The sequence below is a fragment of the Borreliella japonica genome, from assembly GCF_030438115.2.
In the GTDB taxonomy this organism is placed as follows: Bacteria; Spirochaetota; Spirochaetia; order Borreliales; family Borreliaceae; genus Borreliella; species Borreliella japonica.
In genome coordinates this window covers 538,448-559,743 of the sequence record NZ_CP124062.1, presented here as the reverse complement: position 1 = coordinate 559,743, position 21,296 = coordinate 538,448, and the positions used below count along the sequence as shown (strand labels likewise).

Sequence of the window (21,296 nt, the reverse complement as noted above, 5' to 3'; positions counted from 1 at the left end):
AATTAATCTTTGTTAATCAATTTTTGAATATCATCTCTTCTATCAAGAATTTTTTGTAAACCAACTTTATTATAAATTGCAAATATTGCATTCGCAAAAAGATGTGCAACATTAGCTTCATGATACCAAGGCTTATTTATTAATTCATCATTATGATAAACGGCATTCGTCCCAATTATTTTGTAAAAATACCCCTCCTCATAAGCTTTGTCAAAATATTTAATAGCATCCCCATTGAAAAACGGCAAACTAATCCCACATATAATCTTTTTAGCGCCCATACTTTTAAGCAATTTCATTGCCTTAATCAGAGTACCACCAGTAGCCAACATATCATCACTCATAAAAACATTTTTACCTTCAACATCTCCTAAAAGCTTAGTTACAGAAATATTTGAATCAGTAACATCATTTGAAACTCTTGAATAATCTCTCTCCTTATAAAGCAAAGCAAGGGGACTCTTAAGGCTTGATGCAAAAAATTTATTCCTACTCACAGCACCTGTATCGGGTGAAACAATAACTAAATTAGAATCTCTAATGTCGATCAAATCCCTAAGAGACTTAAAGATTTCATAAGAAACATTTAAATTTTCAAAATAAACTTTCCTAAATACGTTCTCAATGGCCTTTGAATGAATGTCTAAGGTTAAAATATGCCTAATCCCCAACTCTTCTAAAAATCTTCCAATGAGACTTGCCGTTAAACATTCTCTTGAGTGCTTTTTATCTTGCCTTGAATAAGGATAAGACGGAATAATAACACTAACGGAGTTGGCTTTAGCCTGCATACAAGCATCTATTGTTGTCATTAAATTCATTATATGATCATTAACTGTCATAATTATTTTTTCGCTACTATTTATCTCAACTTCATAAGTATTGGAAACATCTTGAACAATAAAGACATCCTTATTTCTAATTGTCTTTAAAATTTCAGTTTTAAATTCACCATTGGAAAATTTAAAAAACTTTACAGGAATTTCTAAAGGTTCTTTGCTTTTAAGACTAGACAAACTAAGACCTTCTAAAAAAGGAGATAGAACTTTTTCAATTCTAAAAATTTCTTCCTTTAGGGCTTTATAATCTTGACATATACTATCTACAATATCATTTCCAACATTTATAAATATTCTTTCAAGCTCTTCTATTATTTTACTAGCAAAAACCTTGCCCCCAGGACAAGCAATAATTCCTATTGATTTTTTTTTAAGTAAATTCACCTAGTTCCCCATTCTTTCTTTTAACAATTTTATTAACATCTTAGCTATATTAATTTGACAATTAATATAGCTTATACATACAAAAATAACCAAAAATTTTTAAAACAAGGTCATTACAAAATATTTTAGCTTTAATACTAAAAAGAAAAATCGAAAAATTCCATTAATAGCAAAAATAAATATTATGTATAATCTTAAAAACAAAATTGACTAAACTACACAATTCCAAATTCAAAGCCTATTCCAAACTTGAAATCAGAAAATTTAGAATTCTTAATATTCCAAACATAGTAACCTTCAAGAATTAAAAAAGAAAATGAAAGTCTAGCACCAATATCCCAACCCATTGTCCCCAATTCTGTTAAAACAGAATCTGCAGCGGAGGTAGCTATATTGATCTTAGGACCCGTGAAAAACGCTAAAGCTAAAACAAAAAAATCTAATTTTGTATAAAATCTCGGTGTTATTCCCATAATAAATGAGAAATTTTCATTTGCAGTTCCATCTGAACGCTTTATTACTTTAACAAGATTCATGTCAAACAAAAGCTCTCCCCCAACAGAAATAAAATCATCAAATTTAGCACCAAATTGCGAATAAATCCCATATTTTACTCCAGATTTAGCAATATTGGCCAAATCGGCAAAACTTTGGACTATATCTTCTTTCTCTGTTGGGGATGATGAATTTGAAGGCAAATTTTGCTTAAGCTTTGCATTAATCTCTAAAGCCTCATTGTAAAAACTTGAAAAAGGACTAACAGGAAAAGAAGCTCCACCCCCAAAATTGAATTCAAAATTAGTATCTGCAAAACTATTGACTACAAAAATACCAAACAAACATAAAATTAAAATTTTAAGCCTCATCATATACAAACTCTCCTACAAAAATTTATGAAAAATAAAACAGGGTTTATATTGCACACCTTATTATATAATAATTGTTATAAAGTAAAAAGTAAACAAAAACTTAACTATTAACAGCTGAAGAAACTATTTCTTCAGCACCACTTGGTATGGGATGATTTAACTCTTTATATTTTAAAATATATTTTTTTGCATTTTTTTTGTCGCCCTTTAAATGGTAAATATAAAAAATATTAAATAAAGCCTCTTTATTTGCAGGCGCAAATTCTAGAGTTTTTAAATAATAAATCAAAGCATTATCTAAATCATTTTTCTTAAAGAGCAAATATCCCTTCAAATTAATTAACAATATATTTTCTGGATCTTCTTTTATAATGGGATTAAGTTTCAATTCAGCTTCTACATATTTTTTCAAATTAATGCAAGCCAAGATAAAGTTATAGCTTGAGTCATCACCAGCATTAATATTAAATTTAATAGATTTCTCATAAAGCAAAACAGAAGTTTCATCATTACCAAGCTCTTCATTTAATTTAGCAAGCTTATAATATTCATCCGATATGTTTTGATATTCCTTAAAAATAGAGCTGCAAGACAAAACAAAAATAACAATAAATGACAACTTATACATAAAAATTTACTTAAATCCTTGATACTATTTAAATTACTATTTAAATTATTAAAAGTAGTAAAATAGAGCTAAATCCAATAATAATCAAAACACAAAACTTCAATGCTATTAAATTTTAAAATTAAACAAATCATATTGATGATTATAGAATAAAATCTATCACTCTAAAAGATAGCCATAAATAAGCCCTCTTGTTTGAAAACAAAAGGGCTTTTAATATTATCTAAAAAAACAAATTAAAGCTTTTCTTGGTCATACTTGTTAAATATATTTTCTGTTAAGTATTTACCAACTGATCTTTTGTCCTCAACAAGTTTAGATATTACACTAAAATGTCTTGGTTCAATCTTAAAATACTTATAAGCTCTTCCATCCTTAAAAAATACGGAAAGCTCAGACACAGAAGAATCATAACCTACCTGTGATATTTTGCTCAATTCATTAGATATTGTTAAAGTTTCCAACTCAAATTCCTCCAAATAATTATCTTAGGAGTATAATAATAAAGTAAGAGTTAATTCACTAAATAAAAAGTTTTAATCAATAAAATCAAAATCTACTAAATGATATATTCCCTAATATAAGAATATACATTAATGCAACTTTAATCAAGCAAACTATAAACATCATATTAAATAGTTTAAATTCCAATCTATCTCATAGCATAAAATGCCATGAGATAGATTTTTAAAAAAAAATTTTGTAAAATTATTAAGATAGTTAATCTTCTATTCACATATCATCAGGAGGAACAATGTCTAATGGACTACAATAAATTACGAAACATAGGTATTAGCGCTCACATCGATTCAGGAAAAACTACTCTTACAGAACGCATTCTTTTTTATTGCAATAAAATCCACGCAATTCACGAAGTAAAAGGCAAAGATGGAGTTGGCGCAACAATGGACTCAATGGAACTTGAAAGAGAAAGAGGAATCACAATAGCGTCAGCCGCAACTCACGTTGAATGGAAAGATTTTCCAATAAATATTATTGATACACCCGGTCACGTAGATTTTACAATTGAAGTCGAAAGATCTCTTAGAGTGCTTGACGGAGCAATATTAGTTCTTGACTCTGTCGCTGGAGTTCAATCCCAATCAATAACTGTTGATCGACAACTTAAAAGATACAACGTGCCACGCCTTGCATTTGTAAATAAATGCGATAAAACCGGAGCAAATCCCTACAACGTAAAAGATCAACTTAGGTCTAAACTTGACTTAAATTCCGTTTTAATGCAAATCCCAATTGGATTAGAAGACAAACACATTGGGGTTGTAGACCTTATATTAATGAAAGCCTACTATTTTGAAGGAAAAGATGGAACAGAAATAATAGAAAAAGAAGTGCCCTCAGATCTCTTAGAAGAAGCAAAAAATAAACGAGAAATAATGCTTGATACTCTTGCCGACTTTAATGATGAGCTTATGGAATTGCACATGGAAGGAAAAGATGTCCCTATTGAAATAATATACAATGCAATTAGAACCGGAACATTGGCTTTAAAATTATGTCCTGTATTTTTGGGATCTGCTTATAAAAACAAGGGAGTACAATTACTCTTAGACGCTGTAACCAGATTTTTACCATCCCCTCATGATATAAAAAATACTGCTCTTGACCTCAATAACAATGAAAAAGAAATCGATCTTAAAATTGACAACGACCTCCCAACTGTTGCTCTTGCATTTAAACTTGAAGACGGACAATACGGCCAATTAACCTATGTCAGAATCTATCAAGGAACTTTAAAAAAAGGCCAAGAACTTATCAACTCAAGAACTTCTAAAAAATTCAAAGTTGGAAGACTTATCAGAATGCATGCCAATAATACAGAAGATATTGAATTTGGAGGAAGTGGTGACATTGTTGCTTTATTTGGAATAGAATGTGCATCAGGAGACACATTTTGTGATCCATCAATCAGCTATTCAATGACATCGATGTTTATTCCAGCCCCAGTAATTTCTCTTTCTGTAAAACCGAAAGACAAAAAATCTGCTGACAATATGGCAAAAGCTCTTGGAAGATTTACAAAAGAAGATCCAACATTTAAAACTTATGTTGATATTGAATCAAACGAAACAATAATTCAAGGCATGGGAGAATTACACTTAGAAGTTTACATTGAAAGAATGAAAAGAGAGTTCAAAGCAGAAGTAGAAACTGGAATGCCGCAAGTGGCCTATAGGGAAACGATTACAAGAAAAGCTGAATTCAACTATACCCACAAAAAGCAATCTGGAGGAGCTGGTCAATTTGGAAGAGTTGCCGGGTTTATGGAACCTCTTAATAAAGAAGGAGAAACATATGAATTTGTTAATCTGATAAAAGGAGGAGTAATTCCAACAGAATACATCCCATCATGTGACAAAGGATTCCAAAAAGCAATGGAAAGAGGAACATTAATTGGCTTTCCAATAGTTGATATAAAAATCACAATCAATGATGGCCAATATCACATTGTTGACTCATCTGATATTGCATTCCAATTAGCAGCAATTGGTGCTTTTAGAGAGGCTTACGAAAAAGCAAAACCTACGATCCTTGAACCAATAATGAAGGTTACTCTTGAAGGACCTACTGAATTCCAAGGGAATATGTTTGGACTTTTAAATCAAAGAAGAGGAATAATAACAGGTTCGCTAGAAGACGGAAGTTTTTCAAAAGTTGAAGCTGAAGTGCCTTTAAGTGAGATGTTCGGATTTTCAACAGTCCTTAGATCCTCTACTCAAGGAAAAGCAGAATTCTCAATGGAATTTTTAAAATATGGAAAAGTTCCAAGCGCTATATTTGATGAACTTCGCAAGAAATTTAACGATCAAAACAAATCTTAATAATAAATAATAAGGAGGCTTTATTATGATCGATTTAGTACAAGAAAAACAAGATATTTTAATAAAAAACAAATTTTTAGCCAAAGTTTTCGGACTTATGTCAATTGGACTTTTAATTTCAGCAATATTCGCATATGCAACCTCAGAAAATCAAACAATCAGAGCAATAGTATTCTCAAATCCAATGTCATTTATGGCTATGATAATTATACAATTTGGACTTGTATATGCAATAAGTGGTGCTATTAACAAAATATCAAGCAATACCGCAACAGCTCTTTTTTTGCTATACTCAGCATTAACAGGAGTAACATTATCTTCTGTATTTATGATTTATACACAAGGATCAATAGTATTCACATTTGGAATTACTGCTGGAACATTTCTTGGAATGTCTGTTTATGGATACACCACAACAACAGATCTAACAAAAATGGGAAGCTATCTGATAATGGGCTTATGGGGAATTATCATTGCATCTCTTGTTAATATGTTTTTTAGAAGCTCAGGGCTTAATTTTCTTATATCTATCTTGGGCGTAATAATATTTACAGGACTAACAGCTTATGACGTTCAAAATATTGCTAAAATGGATAAAATGCTACAAGACGATACTGAAGTAAAAAATAGAATGGCAGTTGTAGCATCTCTTAAGCTTTATTTAGATTTTATAAATTTATTCTTATATCTTCTAAGATTTTTGGGCCAAAGAAGAAACGACTAAAATAATAATAAAAACATTTTTATAAAAAATTCAATCAAAAATGAATGCTTTAAATTAAAGCATTCATTTTTAGAGGTTTCAATGAGCATAGATAGCTTAGAATTCGAAGAAAGCAATACTCAAAATGTAATAAAAAAAAATTTTGAATTTGAAGGATATATTGAAAGTAATAAACCAATAATAATAGAAGGAAAGCTCAAAGGCTTAATAAACTCATCAAACTCAATTTATCTAAGGGAAAAGGCTAATGTTGAAGCTGAAATAAAATGCCAACATTTGCTAAATCATGGCAAAATAAAAGGAAATGTTGAAGCTTTAAAAACAGTTAAAATCTACAAAACCGGCAAATTAATAGGGAACATTAAAACCAAAGAACTTTTTATTGATTCTGGAGCAATATTTAAAGGGAATTGCGAAATGGAGGATTTTGAAGAATGAATTTTTTTTTCCTATTACAAATAACTTTAATTCTGTTATCCAATTCAAGCTTATTATTAGGACAATCACAGCTTATTAAAGAAAAAGAAGACTCTCTTCTTTTGTATAAAGAAGGCAAATTTAAAGAAGCTATTTTAAACACGCTAGAAGAAATTCGGTTAAATCCTAACAACTTAGATGCTAGGACAATATTGATATGGAGCTTAATAGCTATAGGCGAATATAAAAGAGCTGAAAAAGAGGCTATCATAGGTCTTGGTATTAAAAAATATGACATAAGAATTATTCAGGCACTAGGAGAAGCTTATTTTTTCCAAAAAAATTATGAAAATGCATTAAAATACTTTCAAGAATATATCAGCCTTGATCCTAAAGGAGCAAGAATAATAAAAGTTTATAATTTGATTGCAGATTCTTTCTATGAGCTAAAAAGATACAATGAAGCAGATTTTGCCTACGAAAATGCATTACGATTTACTCCTAATAACCAAAATCTATTAATAAAATTGGCAAGATCAAGAATAAATGCAAAAAATAAAGTATTAGCAGAAGAAGCGCTAATCAAACTTCTTGCAATCTCTCCTAATAATCTAGAAGCAAAAGACTTACTAGAAAAATTAAAAAAAAGCAACAGCAAACCTTGACATTCAATTTATAAAAACTTATTCTTATTGTTAGCAAATTAATAAACCGGGCTGCTAGCTCAAGTGGTAGAGCATCGGACTCTTAATCCGTTGGTTACAGGTTCAAGTCCTGTGCAGCTCAAATTGTTAAGTACCTTTTTGGTATAAATTGTTAATTTTATGCCAATTTAACTTGACATTATTGGAAATTGAATATATTATTACTTTCGATGGTCATAAAATGACTTTTGGGCTCATAGCTCAGGTGGTAGAGCAGCGCCCTTTTAAGGCGTTTGTCGTAGGTTCGAGTCCTACTGAGCTCACTTTTTGTCCTCTTCGTCTATCGGTCAGGACTCCAGGTTTTCATCCTGGCAAGAGGGGTTCGATTCCCCTAGAGGATGTCTTGTTAAGGAAAAATTATATTCAACATTTCCACTTTTTAGTAGAACTAAAAAGTGGAAATGTTCCTTTAAATAAGAATAAGCTATTCTGGTATTAATAATATCTCTGCTCTTTCACCAAGATTAATTTTCTTAAAAAATTCGTTTATCAAATCTTTGTTTAAATTCGTCTCTATAAACTTAACACCAAAATTATTCTTAAATACCCCATACCAGGATAATGATGCTAATATATTTGAAATCCAATAACTATTCTTCTCTGAATTTATCTTTGTATTTTTAATATAATTTTTCTTAACATAAGAAAAATCTTTATCATCAAAATCTATTTTCTGCCTTTCAATCATATAGCGATTAATAGAATTTAAAACATTATCCAACTCTTTAGGCTCAGTAGTAAAAAAAATAGACAAAATACCATCAGAATCTACATTTTTCCTTATATTAGCGTCAAAAGAAGCTTGAATTGCATAAACACTAGACATTTTTTCTCTAATATTCTTTACAAGACCATCTGTTAAAAGATCAGCTAAAGCATTTAAATTTAATGAGGTCTCTGCTAAATAATTAAATTTAAAAGGATAAACCACATAAGCAAAGCTAGTTGAATTTTTTCCCTTCCTTACAACTATTTTATTAAAATTTTTACTGTAAGAATAATCTAAATCTTTATACTCGCTTATTTTTTTAAAGTCAAGATTACCCAAATATTTCTTTGAATAATCTTTTATTGTCTGAATATTCGAGTCTCCAACAAAGACAAACTTAAAATTGTTTGCATAAGTAAATCTTTTTTTATAAAAAGACAAAATATTTTCTTTTGTAAAATACTGTAAATCACTATCTTTTGCATCTTCAAATCTAGGATCATTATTGTTTAAAAATTTACTAATAGCTTTTTTAAAATGATAATTGGAACTATTTTCATTGCTCTTTATTAATTCTTTTATATTATTAATAGCATTTTGCAAAAAAACATCATCTATCTTGGGTTCCTTAAAAGTAAAATATATAAGCTCAAAAAGAGTTTCAAGATCTTTTTTATCTGAACTTCCAACAATATATGATTCTTGAGCTCCAACACTAACGCTTAAAGAAACAGCTTTATCTGATAAATATCTTTCAATCTCTAATGCAGAATAATCGCCATACCCTGAACCAGATACTACCCCGGGCGCAAAAGTTAAAACAGGAATAAGTTTTAAATCTTCATTGATTAAACCACCCCAAGAAGTTGCTCTAAAATCGATTACATCCTTTTTTTGATCATTATATTTAAAATAAACTTCAACCCCATTTTCAAGAACAAATGATGAAATTTCATTTTCAAACTCATTTTCTCTAACAATATCTTTATTATCTAAAGACTTCTTAAAAAATTTACCTTCAATTGAAGAATTCTCATAAGGCTTAAACTTTCTTTTTAAAGCTATCTTTTGAAGATTATCAATATCTTCAAAAGCCAAAGTAGGATGTATTCCTCCAGAATAAGAATAAAAAATTGCACAATTTTTCACATCAAATTCTCTTCCTACAAGATTGTTTATTGTTTTTAAATCAATTTTTTCCAAATATTGACCATAAAGATCGCAATATTCAATCATATCGAATTTATTAGAACTATTGACAGCAATTTCTATTAAATCTTGAAAAATAGCCTGTGAATTTGTTTTACTTACATTCTTTTTCCTTAACCCTAAAAATTTGAAAAATTGAGATCTAACTTTTTCAAACTCACCCTGGGTAAATCCAAATTTTCTTATTCTCTCAAGCTCATAAAAAAAATCTTCTATTCCTTCTTTCAAATAAGCTGTATTAAAGTTTAAGGAAATCGATCTTGTAAGAATATTATTGTTATCTGATTTAAATGAAAAAAAATCTTTATTTGAAACATTTTTAAAATGCTTTACCCCATCAGTCTTTAACTCAGAAAATCTATTTTCAAAAAGAGCAGCCAATAAAGACCTTTTAACATCGACTAAAACGTCAGCTTTAGTTTGAACAAAGTTAACAATTTCCTTTTTGAAAAACATCAAACAAGGCTCTCCTACTTCCAAATCTTCTAAAAGTAAAAACTTATCCTTAAACTTTACATCTAAACTTGCTTTTACCTCTTTAATTTTATCAGTTGGATTTTTCCAAGAAATAAATTGTTTCTTTATTTTCTCTTCAATTTCTCTAGGATCAATATCTCCTACCACAATAACACTTGCAAGTTCTGGCCTATACCACTTTCGATAAAATTTCTTGAAATCTTCTGGCTGAAAAGATAAAATCTGCTCTTCAAGTCCAATAGGATTTCTAAATTCATAAATACTTCCACTTGCTAAAAACTTATACATTTTTTCATAAATCCTTCTAGGATAAGTTTCGCCAAGCTTTTTTTCCTCAATAATAATATTACGCTCCAGCTCTATTTCTTCTTTCATAAAACTGATTTGAGAAGCCCAGTTTCTCAAAATATTTATAGATTCATCAATTTCATCTTTATTATTAGCATCTGACAAATCAAGTCTATAATAAGTAAAATCAAAACTAGTAGCAGCATTAATATCAGCACCAAATTGCATTCCAAATTTCTTAAGAACATCAACAATAGAATTCCCTGGATAATCCTTTGTACCATTAAAAGCCATATGTTCAAGATAATGAGCCATGCCTCTCTCATTATCTTCTTCATTAAGAGAGCCTACATTAAAAACAATTCCCATATTAACAGCATTCTTTGGGGTTTGATTTTTATAAATATAATACCTTAGTCCATTAATAAGTTTACCCTTTACCAAACTTTTATCTAGCTTTAACTCATTAGAAACACAAGAAAACAAAAAAAATAGAAAAACACTTGTAAATTTACAATAATTTTTAATTCTTTGATAATTCATTTGCACTCCCTCTTCTTGAATTTATTTTTTCAGAATAAACTTTATTCAACGCTTTGAAAATAGATGAAAATCCAAAATCATTCCAATCTTTTAAACTCTTTAGCTTAGAAACTGGAAATAGTTCATAAAATAAAAACAACAACTCTTCTTTGCTTAATTTTGGAATATCATTTAAGTAAACGTTTTTATTTAAATCTTCTAGATAAACGAAAGGATTTAAACGCTTATCTATAAGAAATTTATTTAAATTGGGCATTAAAATGCTTTTATTATAAATTTCAATAGTAGTATATTCTCTTGGCACATTATCATAAAAGTCGTTATTCAAAAAAGAATCTATAATAATAAATTTATTATCCTTAACACCTACATTTCTTCCATCTAAAGTCTTTAAAAAGCCATCCTTACTAATATGAACCAAAGTATTTAAATCCTTTGTAGCATTAAAGATTAGCCTTGCATTGTTATAAACCTTAGATTGTATTGAATGTCTAATATTATTATCTACTGCTAATTCTTTGTCATTCTTTAATAATGAATTTACATTTTTTTCCTTTAACGCCTTATAAGCTAATTCAATATATTCTAAAGCACAACTATTTACCAAAGTAAGTTGCTCTCTTTTTAGCAAATTAATAAGAAACATCAATTCTTCCTTTTCAAGGCTACGATAAAAACTAAAATCATTTAAATCAATACCAAAACCAAAAGTAAAACTAAATATTAAATAAAAAATTGCAATGTTTTTTTTCAATCTAGATTCCTCCCTTTAACTAACTACATCAGACAACTCTAAAAAAACAGGACAATGATCACTTCCCATTACTTTGTCTAAAATTAGAGATTTTTTAACATTTCTCTTAAAAAATTCATTAACAACAAAATAATCAATTCTCCAGCCCATATTTCTCTCCCTAGCCCTTGTCCTATAGCTCCACCAAGTATAACAACCGGGTTCCTTATTAAATATCCTAAATGTATCCACATATCCTTTGTTCAAAAAACTATCTAGCCAAGTTGTTTCTTCAATATAATATCCGGGAGAGTCTCTATTAGAATCAGGATTTATAAGGTCAATCTCGGTATGGGCAATATTAAAATCACCACAAATTACCACATTTTTTCCACCATTTACAAAAGAATCCATAATATTCTCAACATAAGATAAAAAATCAAGTTTATAAACAAGTCTTCTTCTTAAAGATTGAGAATTAGGAAAATAACCGTTAATCAATACAAAATTATCGTAGTATGCTATAAGGCCTCTACCTTCATTGTCAAAAATTTCTTTTCCAAGTAAGTCTACAGCAATAGGCTTAACTTTGGAGTAAATACAAACGCCACTATAGCCTTTAATCTTTGACTTTGAAAAGTAAGAATAATAATTTTCAAGAATTAAATCCTTTGGCAACTGATCTTTTAAAGCTCTGGTTTCTTGAACACATAAAATATCTGGAATATATTCTCTTACAAACTCAAGAAAACCTTTCTTTAAAACAGATCTAATTCCATTTACATTCCATGAAATTAATTTCATAAATCCTCTCTAAATTTAAATCAAACATAAATCTTTAATCCATCATAAGCTAAATAGATATTATCTTTTTCTAAATAATCAAATTCCTCATGCATTATATCGTGTGCAATATGCGTAAAGTAAGAAATTTTAGGATTGATTTTTTTAACCTCACAAATAGCCTCTGAAAAATTTAGATGCGCAGGATGAGGCTTAATCCTCATAGCATCTATTATAAGTAGATCTAAATTTTTTAAATAATCATAAGACACTTCAGGAATAAATTTAACATCAGTAAGATACGCTAAATTTCCTATCCTATAACCTAAACTAACTATCTCTCCGTGAATCAAAGGAATTGGTACTATCTTTAAATCTTTAAAAAAAATGGGCTCAAAATCTCTAATAACATTGGGAATAACATTCGCCTTTCCACTTACAGAAGGTTTGGATGAAAAATTATGCGAAAAAGCATTCACTATGTGAACCATAGTAGTATCTCTAGCATAAATATTTAAAGAAGCATCTCGTGTATAAAACTTAATATCATCAAAACCCATAATATGATCATAATGTTCATGGGTGTAAAGCACCAAATCAAGCTTATCTATATTCTCTCTTAAAAGTTGTTGCCTAATATCAGGCCCTGTATCAATCAACAATTTAATATCAGAAGATACCTTAAGAAAAAAAGAACTTCTCAATCTTTTATTTTTGCTAAAATTTGAAGTACAGACTCTACAGCTACAATTCAACATAGGAACACCACTTGAAGCACCAGTTCCTAAAAAGGTCCCGACCATATGTTACTACCTTTCGCCTGTAAACATACTCTATTTTAACACAATATTTTATATTAAACAAAAATAAACTCTCTTAATCAAAGAGCCTTCGCCTTACATCTAAAATTAAATTAACACTATTTAATAAGCAATTCTGTAAACTATTTTGGAAAAAATGCTTTTATGCTTATAATTATTTAAGGAAAAATTATTTTTATGGATACGCAAATTTATGAACTCATTTTCTTAACCAGCTTTAGCATATTTTTAATAGTAAATTTATTTAACTTTAAAAAAGAATTTACTTATGAAGACTATTTCATAATATTCCCAGGTGCGTTTTTTGTAATAACTTTATACTTTACAGAAATCAATCCATTAATGCTATATATTGGCAGTATATTCTTAATCTTTATGATAATCATCTTCTTTAAAAACATAAAGACAATAATAAATAGAAGAAGAAGAACTAAAAGCAAGCTTATAAAAGAATCAAAAAGAATATTTCTTTCAATCTTGCTAAAAACAATACTTGTAATGCCCACTATTTTAACCGTTATTATTGCAACCATTTTTTCATACTTGGCACTTTTTGTAAATTACCCCAAAGATGAAGACAATAGCTATCAAATTGGATTCATAAGAATTAAAGATCACAAAAATGATTTAAACTTATCGATTTGGTATCCTGTAAGCTCAACATTAGGCCTTAAAAAACAAAATCCATTTCTTTTGTATGAATTTAATCCTTTTTTCATAAATGAAATGAACTATTTACCAAAACAGAATAATATATACAAAGAAGCCTTTATTAGTAATAACCAAAAACTATATGATTCTATCTTAATTATACTTCCTTATTATTCTCACGATTCAATGTTCAAATCCCTAATTAGCAAGCTTGTTAAGAAAGGAAAAATTGTTTATTTGTATTCACCAAAATACAAACATATGAAAAGTTACGATTTTATTAAAAATAGCAATAAAAGTATATTTAGCTATGTAATCAACAAAAGCATTAGCTATTTAATTGAACCAGTCAATATCTTTAATGAAAAAGCTGATATCACATCTACTGAAGATGATATTCAAAACATTATTGAACTAGCAAAATCAAGCCAAAATTTAAAATTTTTAAATTCTAAAATGAACCTTAATAAACTAACGTTAATTACACTAGGAAATCAAGCAAATATTGCTAATTTTATCATTACAAAAAACACAAACATAGCAAAATATATTAATATAGGGGGAAAACCACAAACAATAAGAAATTTAAAAAACTTACAACTAATTCTAAAAGAAAATGAAAAAGAGATCCATACAAGAGTTAATAATACAAATTCTATAAAGCTAATAAACATAAGTAATATTGCAGAAATTTCTGATCTTATTTTTAGCAGAAACTATTTAAAAAGTTTTAATTTTTTAAAAAACAAAAAATCAATGCTATCAAAATTTAACTCTATAGTTGCTGAAATTAATAAATTTATTGAAGAGGAAAAATAATAATGATAAAAAAATTCTTGCTATTTGCAATGATCAATATCTTTCTAACAAATAAAGCTCATAGTAATGAAGAGGTAATCGAAATAAGTACTAAAATACAAAAAGAAAAGTATATTCCCTTTTTAATAAGTAGGGGAAAAGCTCAATTAGAAGACCTTGTAAAATATACTCTAGAAATAAATCCAGATCTTGACAAAGATTATGTAAATAATATAGCTAAAACCTATATAGACGAATCTTTGATTGAAGGGATTAATTACGACATTGCATATGCTCAAATGCTACTAGAAACGGGGGCTCTAAAATTTAATGGGATAGTATCAAAAGAACAACACAATTTCTCAGGAATAGGCGCTACTAATAATCTTACAAAAGGAAATTCTTTTCCCAATATTAAAGAAGGAATTAAAGCTCATATTCAACATTTAAAAGCTTATGCATCAAAACAAAATATCAACTCAAGTGTGGTTGACCCTAGATTTTACCTTGTTAAAAGAGGTTCTGCTCCAACAATATATGATTTGACTGGAAAATGGGCAAAAGACAAATTTTACGATAAAAAGCTTAAAAAAATATTATTAGAAATATTAGAATATAATAATGCAAATGAAAGTTAAAAGCTCACTATATTATTTTCTAGAAGAGATATACTCAAAATACAATAAAAAAAAATTTATACATCCTGATCCTTTAGAATTTTTATACAAGTATAAAAAAAAAGAAGACATTGAGCTTGTAGGCCTAATTAGTTCTTCATTGTCACTTGGAAGGGTAGAAAAAATTTTAGAAGCAATAGAGAAAATACTCAAACCACTTGGCAAATCCCCTTCCGAGAGCCTTAAGCTAGTCAATGAAAAAGACTTAAAAGACATATTTAAAGGATTTGTTTATAGATTTTTTAAAGAAGAAGACATTGTAAGACTACTATGCACCTTAAAAATAATAAAAGAACAGTATCATACACTTGAAAATCTTCTTTATAGTATTTATTACAAAAACCAAAATTTTATACTTAGTATAGATAAATTAATAAAGCATATGGAAAAAATAAACGGAAGAGAATTTGGGATACTACTTCCAAAACCTTCAAAGGGAAGTTCTTGTAAAAGACTTTTTTTATTCTTAAGATGGATGATACGCAAAGATGATGTCGATTTGGGCATTTGGAACAAATTCAATCCCAATAAGCTTATAGTACCAATGGATACACATATGACAAGCATTGCTTCAAAACTATTTAAAATCAAAGAAATAAAAAACGTAAATCTTAAAAAAGCAATAAAAATTACAAGCTATTTTTCAAAAGAAAATAAAGAAGATCCTGTAAAATACGATTTCTCTTTAACCAGATTTGGAATAAATAGAGATTTTAATAAAGAAAAATTACTAAAAAATATTGATAAACTATAAAATTTGAGTACAAAACCTTTAAAATAAAGGATACTCAAATCATTAAAATAAAAATACCAATTTATCATAAAATAAAAAGGAGAATCGGTGAATAACCTTAAAGACAAAATAAATGCTTATAGCAAATTAATTTTGGGGTCTTGGCAATTTGGAGGAGGATATTTTAAACAAGTTGAAAAAGAAACCGCCAAAAAAATATTAAAAAAAGCATATGATCACGGGATTAGGAATATTGATACTGCAAGAGCTTATGGGAATGGAATTTCAGAAAAAATAATTGGCGAAATAATATCGGAGAATCCAACAATAAGAGAAAATATTTTAATTGCAAGTAAATGCTATCCAATGGAAATTTCAGAATATGCAAAGAACTTCAATGAAAGTCTTCAAAATTTAAAAACTGATTATATAGATATTTACTATATACACTGGCCTAAAAACGATTTTGACCTAAGACCAATCGCATCATTTCTTGAAGAAATGAGAGCAAAAGAAAAAATAAAATATGTAGGTGTAAGTAATTTTGAAATATCTCACATGGAAAGCATAAAAAAAGTTTGCAAAATTGACGTAAACCAAATAGGATACAACCCCCTATTTAGAAATAAAGAAAAAGATGTAATTCCTTACTGCGAAGACAACAATATTGCTACCATATCATATTCAACAATTGCTCAAGGACTTTTATCTAAAACTAATATAAAAGACAAAAACAAATTTAATAATAACATAACAGAAAAATTGGTACTTTTTAAAAAAGAAATTTGGCCTTATACTTTAAAAACCATAAATAAACTTGAAAAGATAGCAAAGAGAAATAATTTAACAATTTTAGAACTAACATATTCATGGCTTAAAAAAACAAAATTAAGCGGATTTATAGTGGGCTTCAGCAAAGAAAATCATGTAGAATCAAACTTTAATTCATTTAAAGTAGAAATTAATGACAAAGTACACAAAGAGATTACATCAATCTTAGATGATTTTAATCATCTAACAAATAATTTTTCAAATTTATTTAACAAAAAAATTTGAAAAATTATAAAAACTAATATTTATTTAACTGTAGAGGGCATTAGAATTTCCTAAAATTCTAATGCCCTCTACAGTTAAATAAATATTAAAAATAAAATCTATCTCAATTAATGGCAAAAGTAGACTCGCATTACCCCCAGTAATTATCAAATTGAATTCTTTTTTATACATCCTTTTAATATCGCGATAAACACCTTCTATTAAATACTTATATTGATAAAATAAACCGCTGTTTACGCTTCCAGATGTAGTTTTCTCTAAAAGATTACTTGGGGTGCTAATGGGAAACCTCTTCAAAAGATAGGCATTATCTAATAAAGAATTAAAATTTATCAAAGGACCAGAATTAATAAGACCACCAAGTATTCCATCATGCCTACTAATAGCAAAAATGGTACAAGCTGTTCCAAGATCCACTACCAAAACATTTTCCAATGAATAATTTTCAATAGCCGCAACAAGATTGGCAAAAACGTCTGAACCTAATAAAAATTTACCACTCTTGTAGGGATTAAATGTTAAGTTATAATTTAAATCAAAGCTAATAAACAAGGATCTTATCTTAAAAAAAGAAAAAACGACCTTTTCAAATATTCCGTTAAGAACAGGAACAACACTACTTATAAAAACTTGATTTACATTAAAATCAAAATTTTCTTCAAAAAAACCATAAACCTCATCATAACTTAACATAAGATTTGTTTTCATTTTAATAAATAAATTAACTTTATTATCTTCAAATAAGGCAAAAGCAATACTAGTATTTCCAATATCAATTATCAATTCTGATAATAAAAGCTTATTCATAAATATTTATTTTTTTAGCAATTTTGTCAAATCTTAACAAAAGATTAAAAGTCTTATTTTGTTTAGCCGTTGCTTTGATAACCAAAATTTTACTCAAGGGGTAATACTTCCAACCATTAGAATATATGTAAAACTTATAATCTGTAAACCAATCAATTTCTCTAAATCTAACCAAAGTTGGATTTAAAATATTTCCAAAAAATATATAGCTTGAATAATTAATCTCTTGATCAAAATTAACCATAACCTTGGTATCAGTAATTTCACGATTTAAAATCCTAGACGCAGTATATATCCATCTGATAGATCCATGGCCAGAAATGAAGATAAATTGAGGCATATATTGATTATCAATAATATCAGAATAATAGCTTTCATAAGGAATTACTTTGACATAATCACTTATTAAAAAATAATAAATCAAATTAAACGAAAGCTTTAATATTAAATTATCTTTCAAATAAGATGCTATTTTTTTAAGAACCCCAGAAATCTTTAACGCATGCTCAACAACATCAGATGAATTAATATTATTATTCAAAATATATACTCTTCCTTCATCTGTAACACCAAATAAAGTAAATACAAATTTATAAAGCTCCTTTTTAAAACTTAAATAAACAAAATCATCATTGCTAATCTTAAGAAAAGTAAGATAATTAGAAAGAATATTGTAAGTTTGGCTAAAATCAAAATTAGAACTTAATATTTTTTTAGAATCTTTGAGAAGATTTAAAGCATCATTTAATTTAGAATCGTTTTCAGATAAAGCAATTTTTTCCAAAAGACACGGATCTTCCTTTAAATAAACTATAAGTCTTTCTTTCTCAAGAGAATCAATAAAAGTTTTATTTCTTGATAAATAAGAAAAAAATTTATCGATTTGATCTGAATTAGCATAATAACATAAACTTAAATAAGTAAGTTTATGTTCATTTTTAACCAACAAAGAATCCAATTTTAAAAATATTGATTCGTGATTTCCTCTCATTAAAGATTCTGCTAAAAAACAAACCATTAAATTTTCATCAAAGTCAAAAGCATCATATTTAAGCCAACCCCCCTTTGAAACATTAAAATTAGCAGGATTGTTCCAATAATCATAAGCACTTTGTCTAAAATTATTTAGAGTATCATTAAAAGTTTTATTATCCACCTCTTTAATTTTTGAATACATAACAGAATGATCTAATACCTTACTTTGATTGTTTTCTATACTGGAATTTGAAATATTTTTCTTTAATGAATCAATATAAATAGCATTGCCAATTTTAAATGTTGCTTGAGGAGAAATTAAAATATCTTTTTCTCTTATCTTTACATTTTCCCCTAAAAAGACTTTATATTCCAAACTCTCTCCTTGTCTTATTGAAACAGAAGACTTATCTAATAGAACTTCATGTCGGTCTTCAACTTCATAGCTTAGCAAAAAGCTCTTAGAGAGATTTGATTCAATACTAAAATTATTTTCTGAATCAAACAAAAATCCCAGAAAAATATTTTTCTCAAAATAAACATAAATACCTGGGTCTTGAACTTTATAAGAGACAGGCAACAGATTTAATCCTGTTTCTAAAACAACAAGTGGATTAAGTTTGGACAAAAGTATCCTAAGTCCCCTAACATTAACGACAATATCATTTAAAACATATTCACTATTTTTAACTTTATTATTTACTTCTAATTTTATATCTTTTAAAAAAAATACATTTAAATTTAAATTCCTAAATTGCAGAAAAATAACAACAAATAATATTAAAACACCAAGCAATAAATTAAAAGCTCCTGACCTTAAAAACCCTTTCATATGATGATTCTAATCATAAAAAATCAAAATATCAATATTGATTGCATAAAAACAAAAAAAATAATAACATTATAGATTAGTTGATTGGTTAGTCGAATAGGAGTAAAAAATATGAAAATTCCTAAAAATTATATTCCGGGAACAAATCCCTACAAGTCTCTACCTAAAAAACCTGTTATTGAAAACAAGAAAAAAATTACTAAAAAACAAGAACAAATTAATTCAGAAATTATGAAATCGCAAGAGCGTATTTTAAAGTTATATATGAGACGCCTGCAAAAAAAAGATCAAATAACTCTTCAAAATTTTATTCTAGAAGGACATAGAGTTGGTTCCAAAATTTTCAATAATTTGCCAAAAACACTAAAAGAAATAATAGCTTTAATGAACATAGAATCTTTAAAAGTGCTTAAAAAAAATACAAAAAATCCAATTAAAATGCTTTACATAAAATTTTCAAGCTGGACCTTAAACAAGCTAATCAAGACACTCTACATTGAATCTAACACCAATAAAACTGCAAAAAATAAATAATTATTTTCAAATATCTTACTTATTAAATCTTTTATTAGCGACTTTTCTTACAATGTCTATTGTTGATTTATTATCTGAATAAATAAAAAAATCTTTCAAGGACCATCTTTTATTGTTACTAGGCTCTAAAATGTACATTGAATCTAAGATATCTAATGTCATTTTATTGCCACAATAAAATTCACCAACCATGCCCAATTTATTTCCAATAGCCAAACATGCTGCAATATCCCAAAGTCCCACAAAAGAAAAATAGGCCTTATAAGAACCTGTAAAAAGTTTAGCAAAAGAATAAACACAAGAGCCATTAATATGAACATGAGAAGAAATATTAAGATCAAATGACCTTATAATAGACTTTGAAATTGCAAGCAAACTGTGATTATTATAATATTCAGAATTAGTAAAAATAAACTTATTAAAATCTTTTCTTAAAGGATAGCTACCAATGTTTTTTTAGCATAAAATACACTATCTTTAAAAGTAATAAAAAACTCTCCGCTTAAAGGAAGAGAAATAGCTCCTTCAATAATTTTGCCACCACTAGCACAAGCCAGCGATATTCCATATGAAGGAAGACCTGCAGCAAAAGAAGAAGTTCCGTCAATCGGATCAATAATAAAAGTACTCTCTGACAATAGCGCATCTTTGATATACTCTTCTTCATAAGTAGATATTGTCTCTTCTCCAAGCACAAAATTACCGGACTTTTTGATTTCTTTAGATAAAAATTGCTCAATTTGCTTATCAACCTGAGTTACAATAGACCCATCAGGTTTAAAATCTAAACTTAATTTAGCACAACCACTTAATGCAAGCCTAGTCGACTCATTTAACAAAAATATAATTTTTTCAAAATCCCAATCCATTTTTATCTCTACTCTTTTATTAAGAATAAATTCTAAAATTGAAAAAACATCTCTACAAGCATTATGCTTTGACAAATTTAAAATTTTTTCATAAAGAACCTCTAAAACAAAATGCTCTAAATTATAATGGCTCTTGCTAAAGAGAATATAAAAATCATAAATATCTATACTAACATTTTTTTCTTCTCAATTTCATAAACTCTATAAATAGCAAAAGTTGAGAAAATTTACCAAACACAAAATCTTTTCCCTAATAAACATACATAGTTACCAATTTCAATAGCAATGCTCTGATTCAAATTTAAAAATCCCATAACACAATATAATACACATATCACTTATAAATTAAATAAATACTCATTAACATAATTTAATACTTCAAAAGAATTTATA

At 27.7% G+C, this 21,296-nt stretch carries 19 protein-coding genes, 2 tRNA genes and 1 pseudogene; 11 read left to right on the top strand and 11 right to left on the bottom strand.

The genetic code is table 11. The annotated features are described in order from the left end of the window. Positions 1–2: 2 nt before the first annotated feature. The 4 genes from QIA21_RS03320 to QIA21_RS03305 form a co-directional block, all read right to left on the bottom strand. The gene (locus QIA21_RS03320) at positions 3–1,223 is read right to left on the bottom strand and encodes a ribose-phosphate pyrophosphokinase (protein WP_301393123.1); all 1,221 of its coding nucleotides are present in this window, start codon (positions 1,221–1,223) and stop codon (positions 3–5) included. Positions 1,224–1,438: 215 nt separating this feature from the next. Next, positions 1,439–2,092: a hypothetical protein gene (locus QIA21_RS03315; RefSeq protein WP_301393122.1), complete on the bottom strand. Its 654-nt coding sequence runs from the start codon at positions 2,090–2,092 to the stop codon at positions 1,439–1,441. Between the two features lie 100 nt (positions 2,093–2,192). Further along, positions 2,193–2,720 carry a tetratricopeptide repeat protein gene (locus tag QIA21_RS03310; protein WP_301393121.1) on the bottom strand — a complete coding sequence of 176 codons (528 nt, stop codon included), beginning with the start codon at positions 2,718–2,720 and terminating at the stop codon, positions 2,193–2,195. Between the two features lie 236 nt (positions 2,721–2,956). Then, on the bottom strand, positions 2,957–3,184 hold the full coding sequence (locus QIA21_RS03305; protein WP_091972054.1) for a KTSC domain-containing protein: 228 nt from the start codon (positions 3,182–3,184) through the stop codon (positions 2,957–2,959). Between the two features lie 297 nt (positions 3,185–3,481). On the opposite strand from QIA21_RS03305, the gene fusA reads away from it, so the two are divergent. The 6 genes from fusA to QIA21_RS03275 all read left to right on the top strand — a co-directional run bounded on the left by fusA (position 3,482) and on the right by QIA21_RS03275 (position 7,671). Next, positions 3,482–5,563, top strand: coding sequence for an elongation factor G (gene fusA, locus QIA21_RS03300; RefSeq protein ID WP_301393120.1), 2,082 nt, complete (start codon positions 3,482–3,484; stop codon positions 5,561–5,563). Between the two features lie 25 nt (positions 5,564–5,588). Next, positions 5,589–6,287: a Bax inhibitor-1/YccA family protein gene (locus tag QIA21_RS03295; protein WP_091972058.1), complete on the top strand. Its 699-nt coding sequence runs from the start codon at positions 5,589–5,591 to the stop codon at positions 6,285–6,287. Between the two features lie 81 nt (positions 6,288–6,368). Then, on the top strand, positions 6,369–6,725 hold the full coding sequence (locus tag QIA21_RS03290; protein ID WP_301393119.1) for a bactofilin family protein: 357 nt from the start codon (positions 6,369–6,371) through the stop codon (positions 6,723–6,725). Continuing rightward, a complete protein-coding gene (locus QIA21_RS03285) occupies positions 6,722–7,369 on the top strand; it encodes a tetratricopeptide repeat protein (protein WP_301393118.1) in 648 nt (215 codons plus the stop codon). Before QIA21_RS03290 ends, QIA21_RS03285 begins: the two co-directional genes overlap by 4 nt. A 48-nt stretch (positions 7,370–7,417) precedes the next feature. Beyond that, positions 7,418–7,490, top strand: a tRNA-Lys gene (locus QIA21_RS03280). Positions 7,491–7,598: 108 nt separating this feature from the next. Beyond that, a tRNA-Lys gene (locus QIA21_RS03275) sits at positions 7,599–7,671 on the top strand. Between the two features lie 161 nt (positions 7,672–7,832). Here the strand turns inward: QIA21_RS03275 and QIA21_RS03270 are convergent. The 4 genes from QIA21_RS03270 to QIA21_RS03255 are packed head-to-tail and all read right to left on the bottom strand — an operon-like array spanning position 7,833 to position 12,953. After that, positions 7,833–10,634, bottom strand: coding sequence for a M16 family metallopeptidase (locus QIA21_RS03270; protein WP_301393117.1), 2,802 nt, complete (start codon positions 10,632–10,634; stop codon positions 7,833–7,835). Continuing rightward, positions 10,615–11,388, bottom strand: a complete 774-nt coding sequence (locus QIA21_RS03265; protein WP_301393116.1) for a hypothetical protein — start codon at positions 11,386–11,388, stop codon at positions 10,615–10,617. The genes QIA21_RS03270 and QIA21_RS03265 overlap by 20 nt, the downstream gene beginning before the upstream one ends. A 15-nt stretch (positions 11,389–11,403) precedes the next feature. Then, entirely contained in the window at positions 11,404–12,171 is a 768-nt protein-coding gene (gene xth / locus QIA21_RS03260; RefSeq protein WP_301393115.1) for an exodeoxyribonuclease III, read from the bottom strand. A 20-nt stretch (positions 12,172–12,191) separates the two neighbouring features. Further along, positions 12,192–12,953, bottom strand: coding sequence for an MBL fold metallo-hydrolase (locus QIA21_RS03255; RefSeq protein WP_301393114.1), 762 nt, complete (start codon positions 12,951–12,953; stop codon positions 12,192–12,194). 195 nt (positions 12,954–13,148) lie between these two features. Here QIA21_RS03255 and QIA21_RS03250 point away from each other — a divergent pair, with 195 nt between their 5' ends. From QIA21_RS03250 to QIA21_RS03235, 4 genes are all read left to right on the top strand, one after another. Further along, positions 13,149–14,441, top strand: a complete 1,293-nt coding sequence (locus QIA21_RS03250) for a hypothetical protein (protein ID WP_301393113.1) — start codon at positions 13,149–13,151, stop codon at positions 14,439–14,441. 2 nt (positions 14,442–14,443) lie between these two features. Then, positions 14,444–15,058, top strand: a complete 615-nt coding sequence (locus tag QIA21_RS03245; protein ID WP_301393112.1) for a glucosaminidase domain-containing protein — start codon at positions 14,444–14,446, stop codon at positions 15,056–15,058. After that, on the top strand, positions 15,042–15,851 hold the full coding sequence (locus QIA21_RS03240; RefSeq protein ID WP_301393111.1) for a TIGR02757 family protein: 810 nt from the start codon (positions 15,042–15,044) through the stop codon (positions 15,849–15,851). Before QIA21_RS03245 ends, QIA21_RS03240 begins: the two co-directional genes overlap by 17 nt. A gap of 87 nt (positions 15,852–15,938) precedes the next feature. Further along, the gene (locus tag QIA21_RS03235) at positions 15,939–16,886 is read left to right on the top strand and encodes an aldo/keto reductase (RefSeq protein WP_091972077.1); all 948 of its coding nucleotides are present in this window, start codon (positions 15,939–15,941) and stop codon (positions 16,884–16,886) included. A gap of 24 nt (positions 16,887–16,910) precedes the next feature. Here QIA21_RS03235 and QIA21_RS03230 read toward each other — a convergent pair whose 3' ends face one another. Both QIA21_RS03230 and QIA21_RS03225 read right to left on the bottom strand, forming a co-directional pair. After that, positions 16,911–17,693: a type III pantothenate kinase gene (locus QIA21_RS03230; RefSeq protein WP_301393110.1), complete on the bottom strand. Its 783-nt coding sequence runs from the start codon at positions 17,691–17,693 to the stop codon at positions 16,911–16,913. Further along, on the bottom strand, positions 17,686–19,500 hold the full coding sequence (locus tag QIA21_RS03225) for a hypothetical protein (protein WP_301393109.1): 1,815 nt from the start codon (positions 19,498–19,500) through the stop codon (positions 17,686–17,688). Before QIA21_RS03225 ends, QIA21_RS03230 begins: the two co-directional genes overlap by 8 nt. Positions 19,501–19,611: 111 nt before the next feature. Between QIA21_RS03225 and QIA21_RS03220 the strand changes: the two genes are divergently transcribed. Then, positions 19,612–20,034, top strand: coding sequence for a hypothetical protein (locus QIA21_RS03220; RefSeq protein WP_091972083.1), 423 nt, complete (start codon positions 19,612–19,614; stop codon positions 20,032–20,034). Positions 20,035–20,049: 15 nt separating this feature from the next. Here the strand turns inward: QIA21_RS03220 and QIA21_RS03215 are convergent. Next, a pseudogene (locus tag QIA21_RS03215) lies at positions 20,050–20,903 on the bottom strand (inositol monophosphatase family protein). Between the last annotated feature and the right edge of the window lie 393 nt (positions 20,904–21,296).

Coding starts and splice junctions, on each gene's coding strand:
- QIA21_RS03315 (WP_301393122.1), bottom strand. CDS start 2,092: ATGATGAGGCTTAAAATTTTAATTTTATGTTTGTTTGGTATTTTTGTA.
- QIA21_RS03310 (WP_301393121.1), bottom strand. CDS start 2,720: ATGTATAAGTTGTCATTTATTGTTATTTTTGTTTTGTCTTGCAGCTCT.
- fusA (WP_301393120.1), top strand. CDS start 3,482: ATGGACTACAATAAATTACGAAACATAGGTATTAGCGCTCACATCGAT.
- QIA21_RS03295 (WP_091972058.1), top strand. CDS start 5,589: ATGATCGATTTAGTACAAGAAAAACAAGATATTTTAATAAAAAACAAA.
- QIA21_RS03290 (WP_301393119.1), top strand. CDS start 6,369: ATGAGCATAGATAGCTTAGAATTCGAAGAAAGCAATACTCAAAATGTA.
- QIA21_RS03285 (WP_301393118.1), top strand. CDS start 6,722: ATGAATTTTTTTTTCCTATTACAAATAACTTTAATTCTGTTATCCAAT.
- QIA21_RS03270 (WP_301393117.1), bottom strand. CDS start 10,634: ATGAATTATCAAAGAATTAAAAATTATTGTAAATTTACAAGTGTTTTT.
- xth (WP_301393115.1), bottom strand. CDS start 12,171: ATGAAATTAATTTCATGGAATGTAAATGGAATTAGATCTGTTTTAAAG.
- QIA21_RS03255 (WP_301393114.1), bottom strand. CDS start 12,953: ATGGTCGGGACCTTTTTAGGAACTGGTGCTTCAAGTGGTGTTCCTATG.
- QIA21_RS03250 (WP_301393113.1), top strand. CDS start 13,149: ATGGATACGCAAATTTATGAACTCATTTTCTTAACCAGCTTTAGCATA.
- QIA21_RS03245 (WP_301393112.1), top strand. CDS start 14,444: ATGATAAAAAAATTCTTGCTATTTGCAATGATCAATATCTTTCTAACA.
- QIA21_RS03240 (WP_301393111.1), top strand. CDS start 15,042: ATGCAAATGAAAGTTAAAAGCTCACTATATTATTTTCTAGAAGAGATA.
- QIA21_RS03230 (WP_301393110.1), bottom strand. CDS start 17,693: ATGAATAAGCTTTTATTATCAGAATTGATAATTGATATTGGAAATACT.
- QIA21_RS03225 (WP_301393109.1), bottom strand. CDS start 19,500: ATGAAAGGGTTTTTAAGGTCAGGAGCTTTTAATTTATTGCTTGGTGTT.
- QIA21_RS03220 (WP_091972083.1), top strand. CDS start 19,612: ATGAAAATTCCTAAAAATTATATTCCGGGAACAAATCCCTACAAGTCT.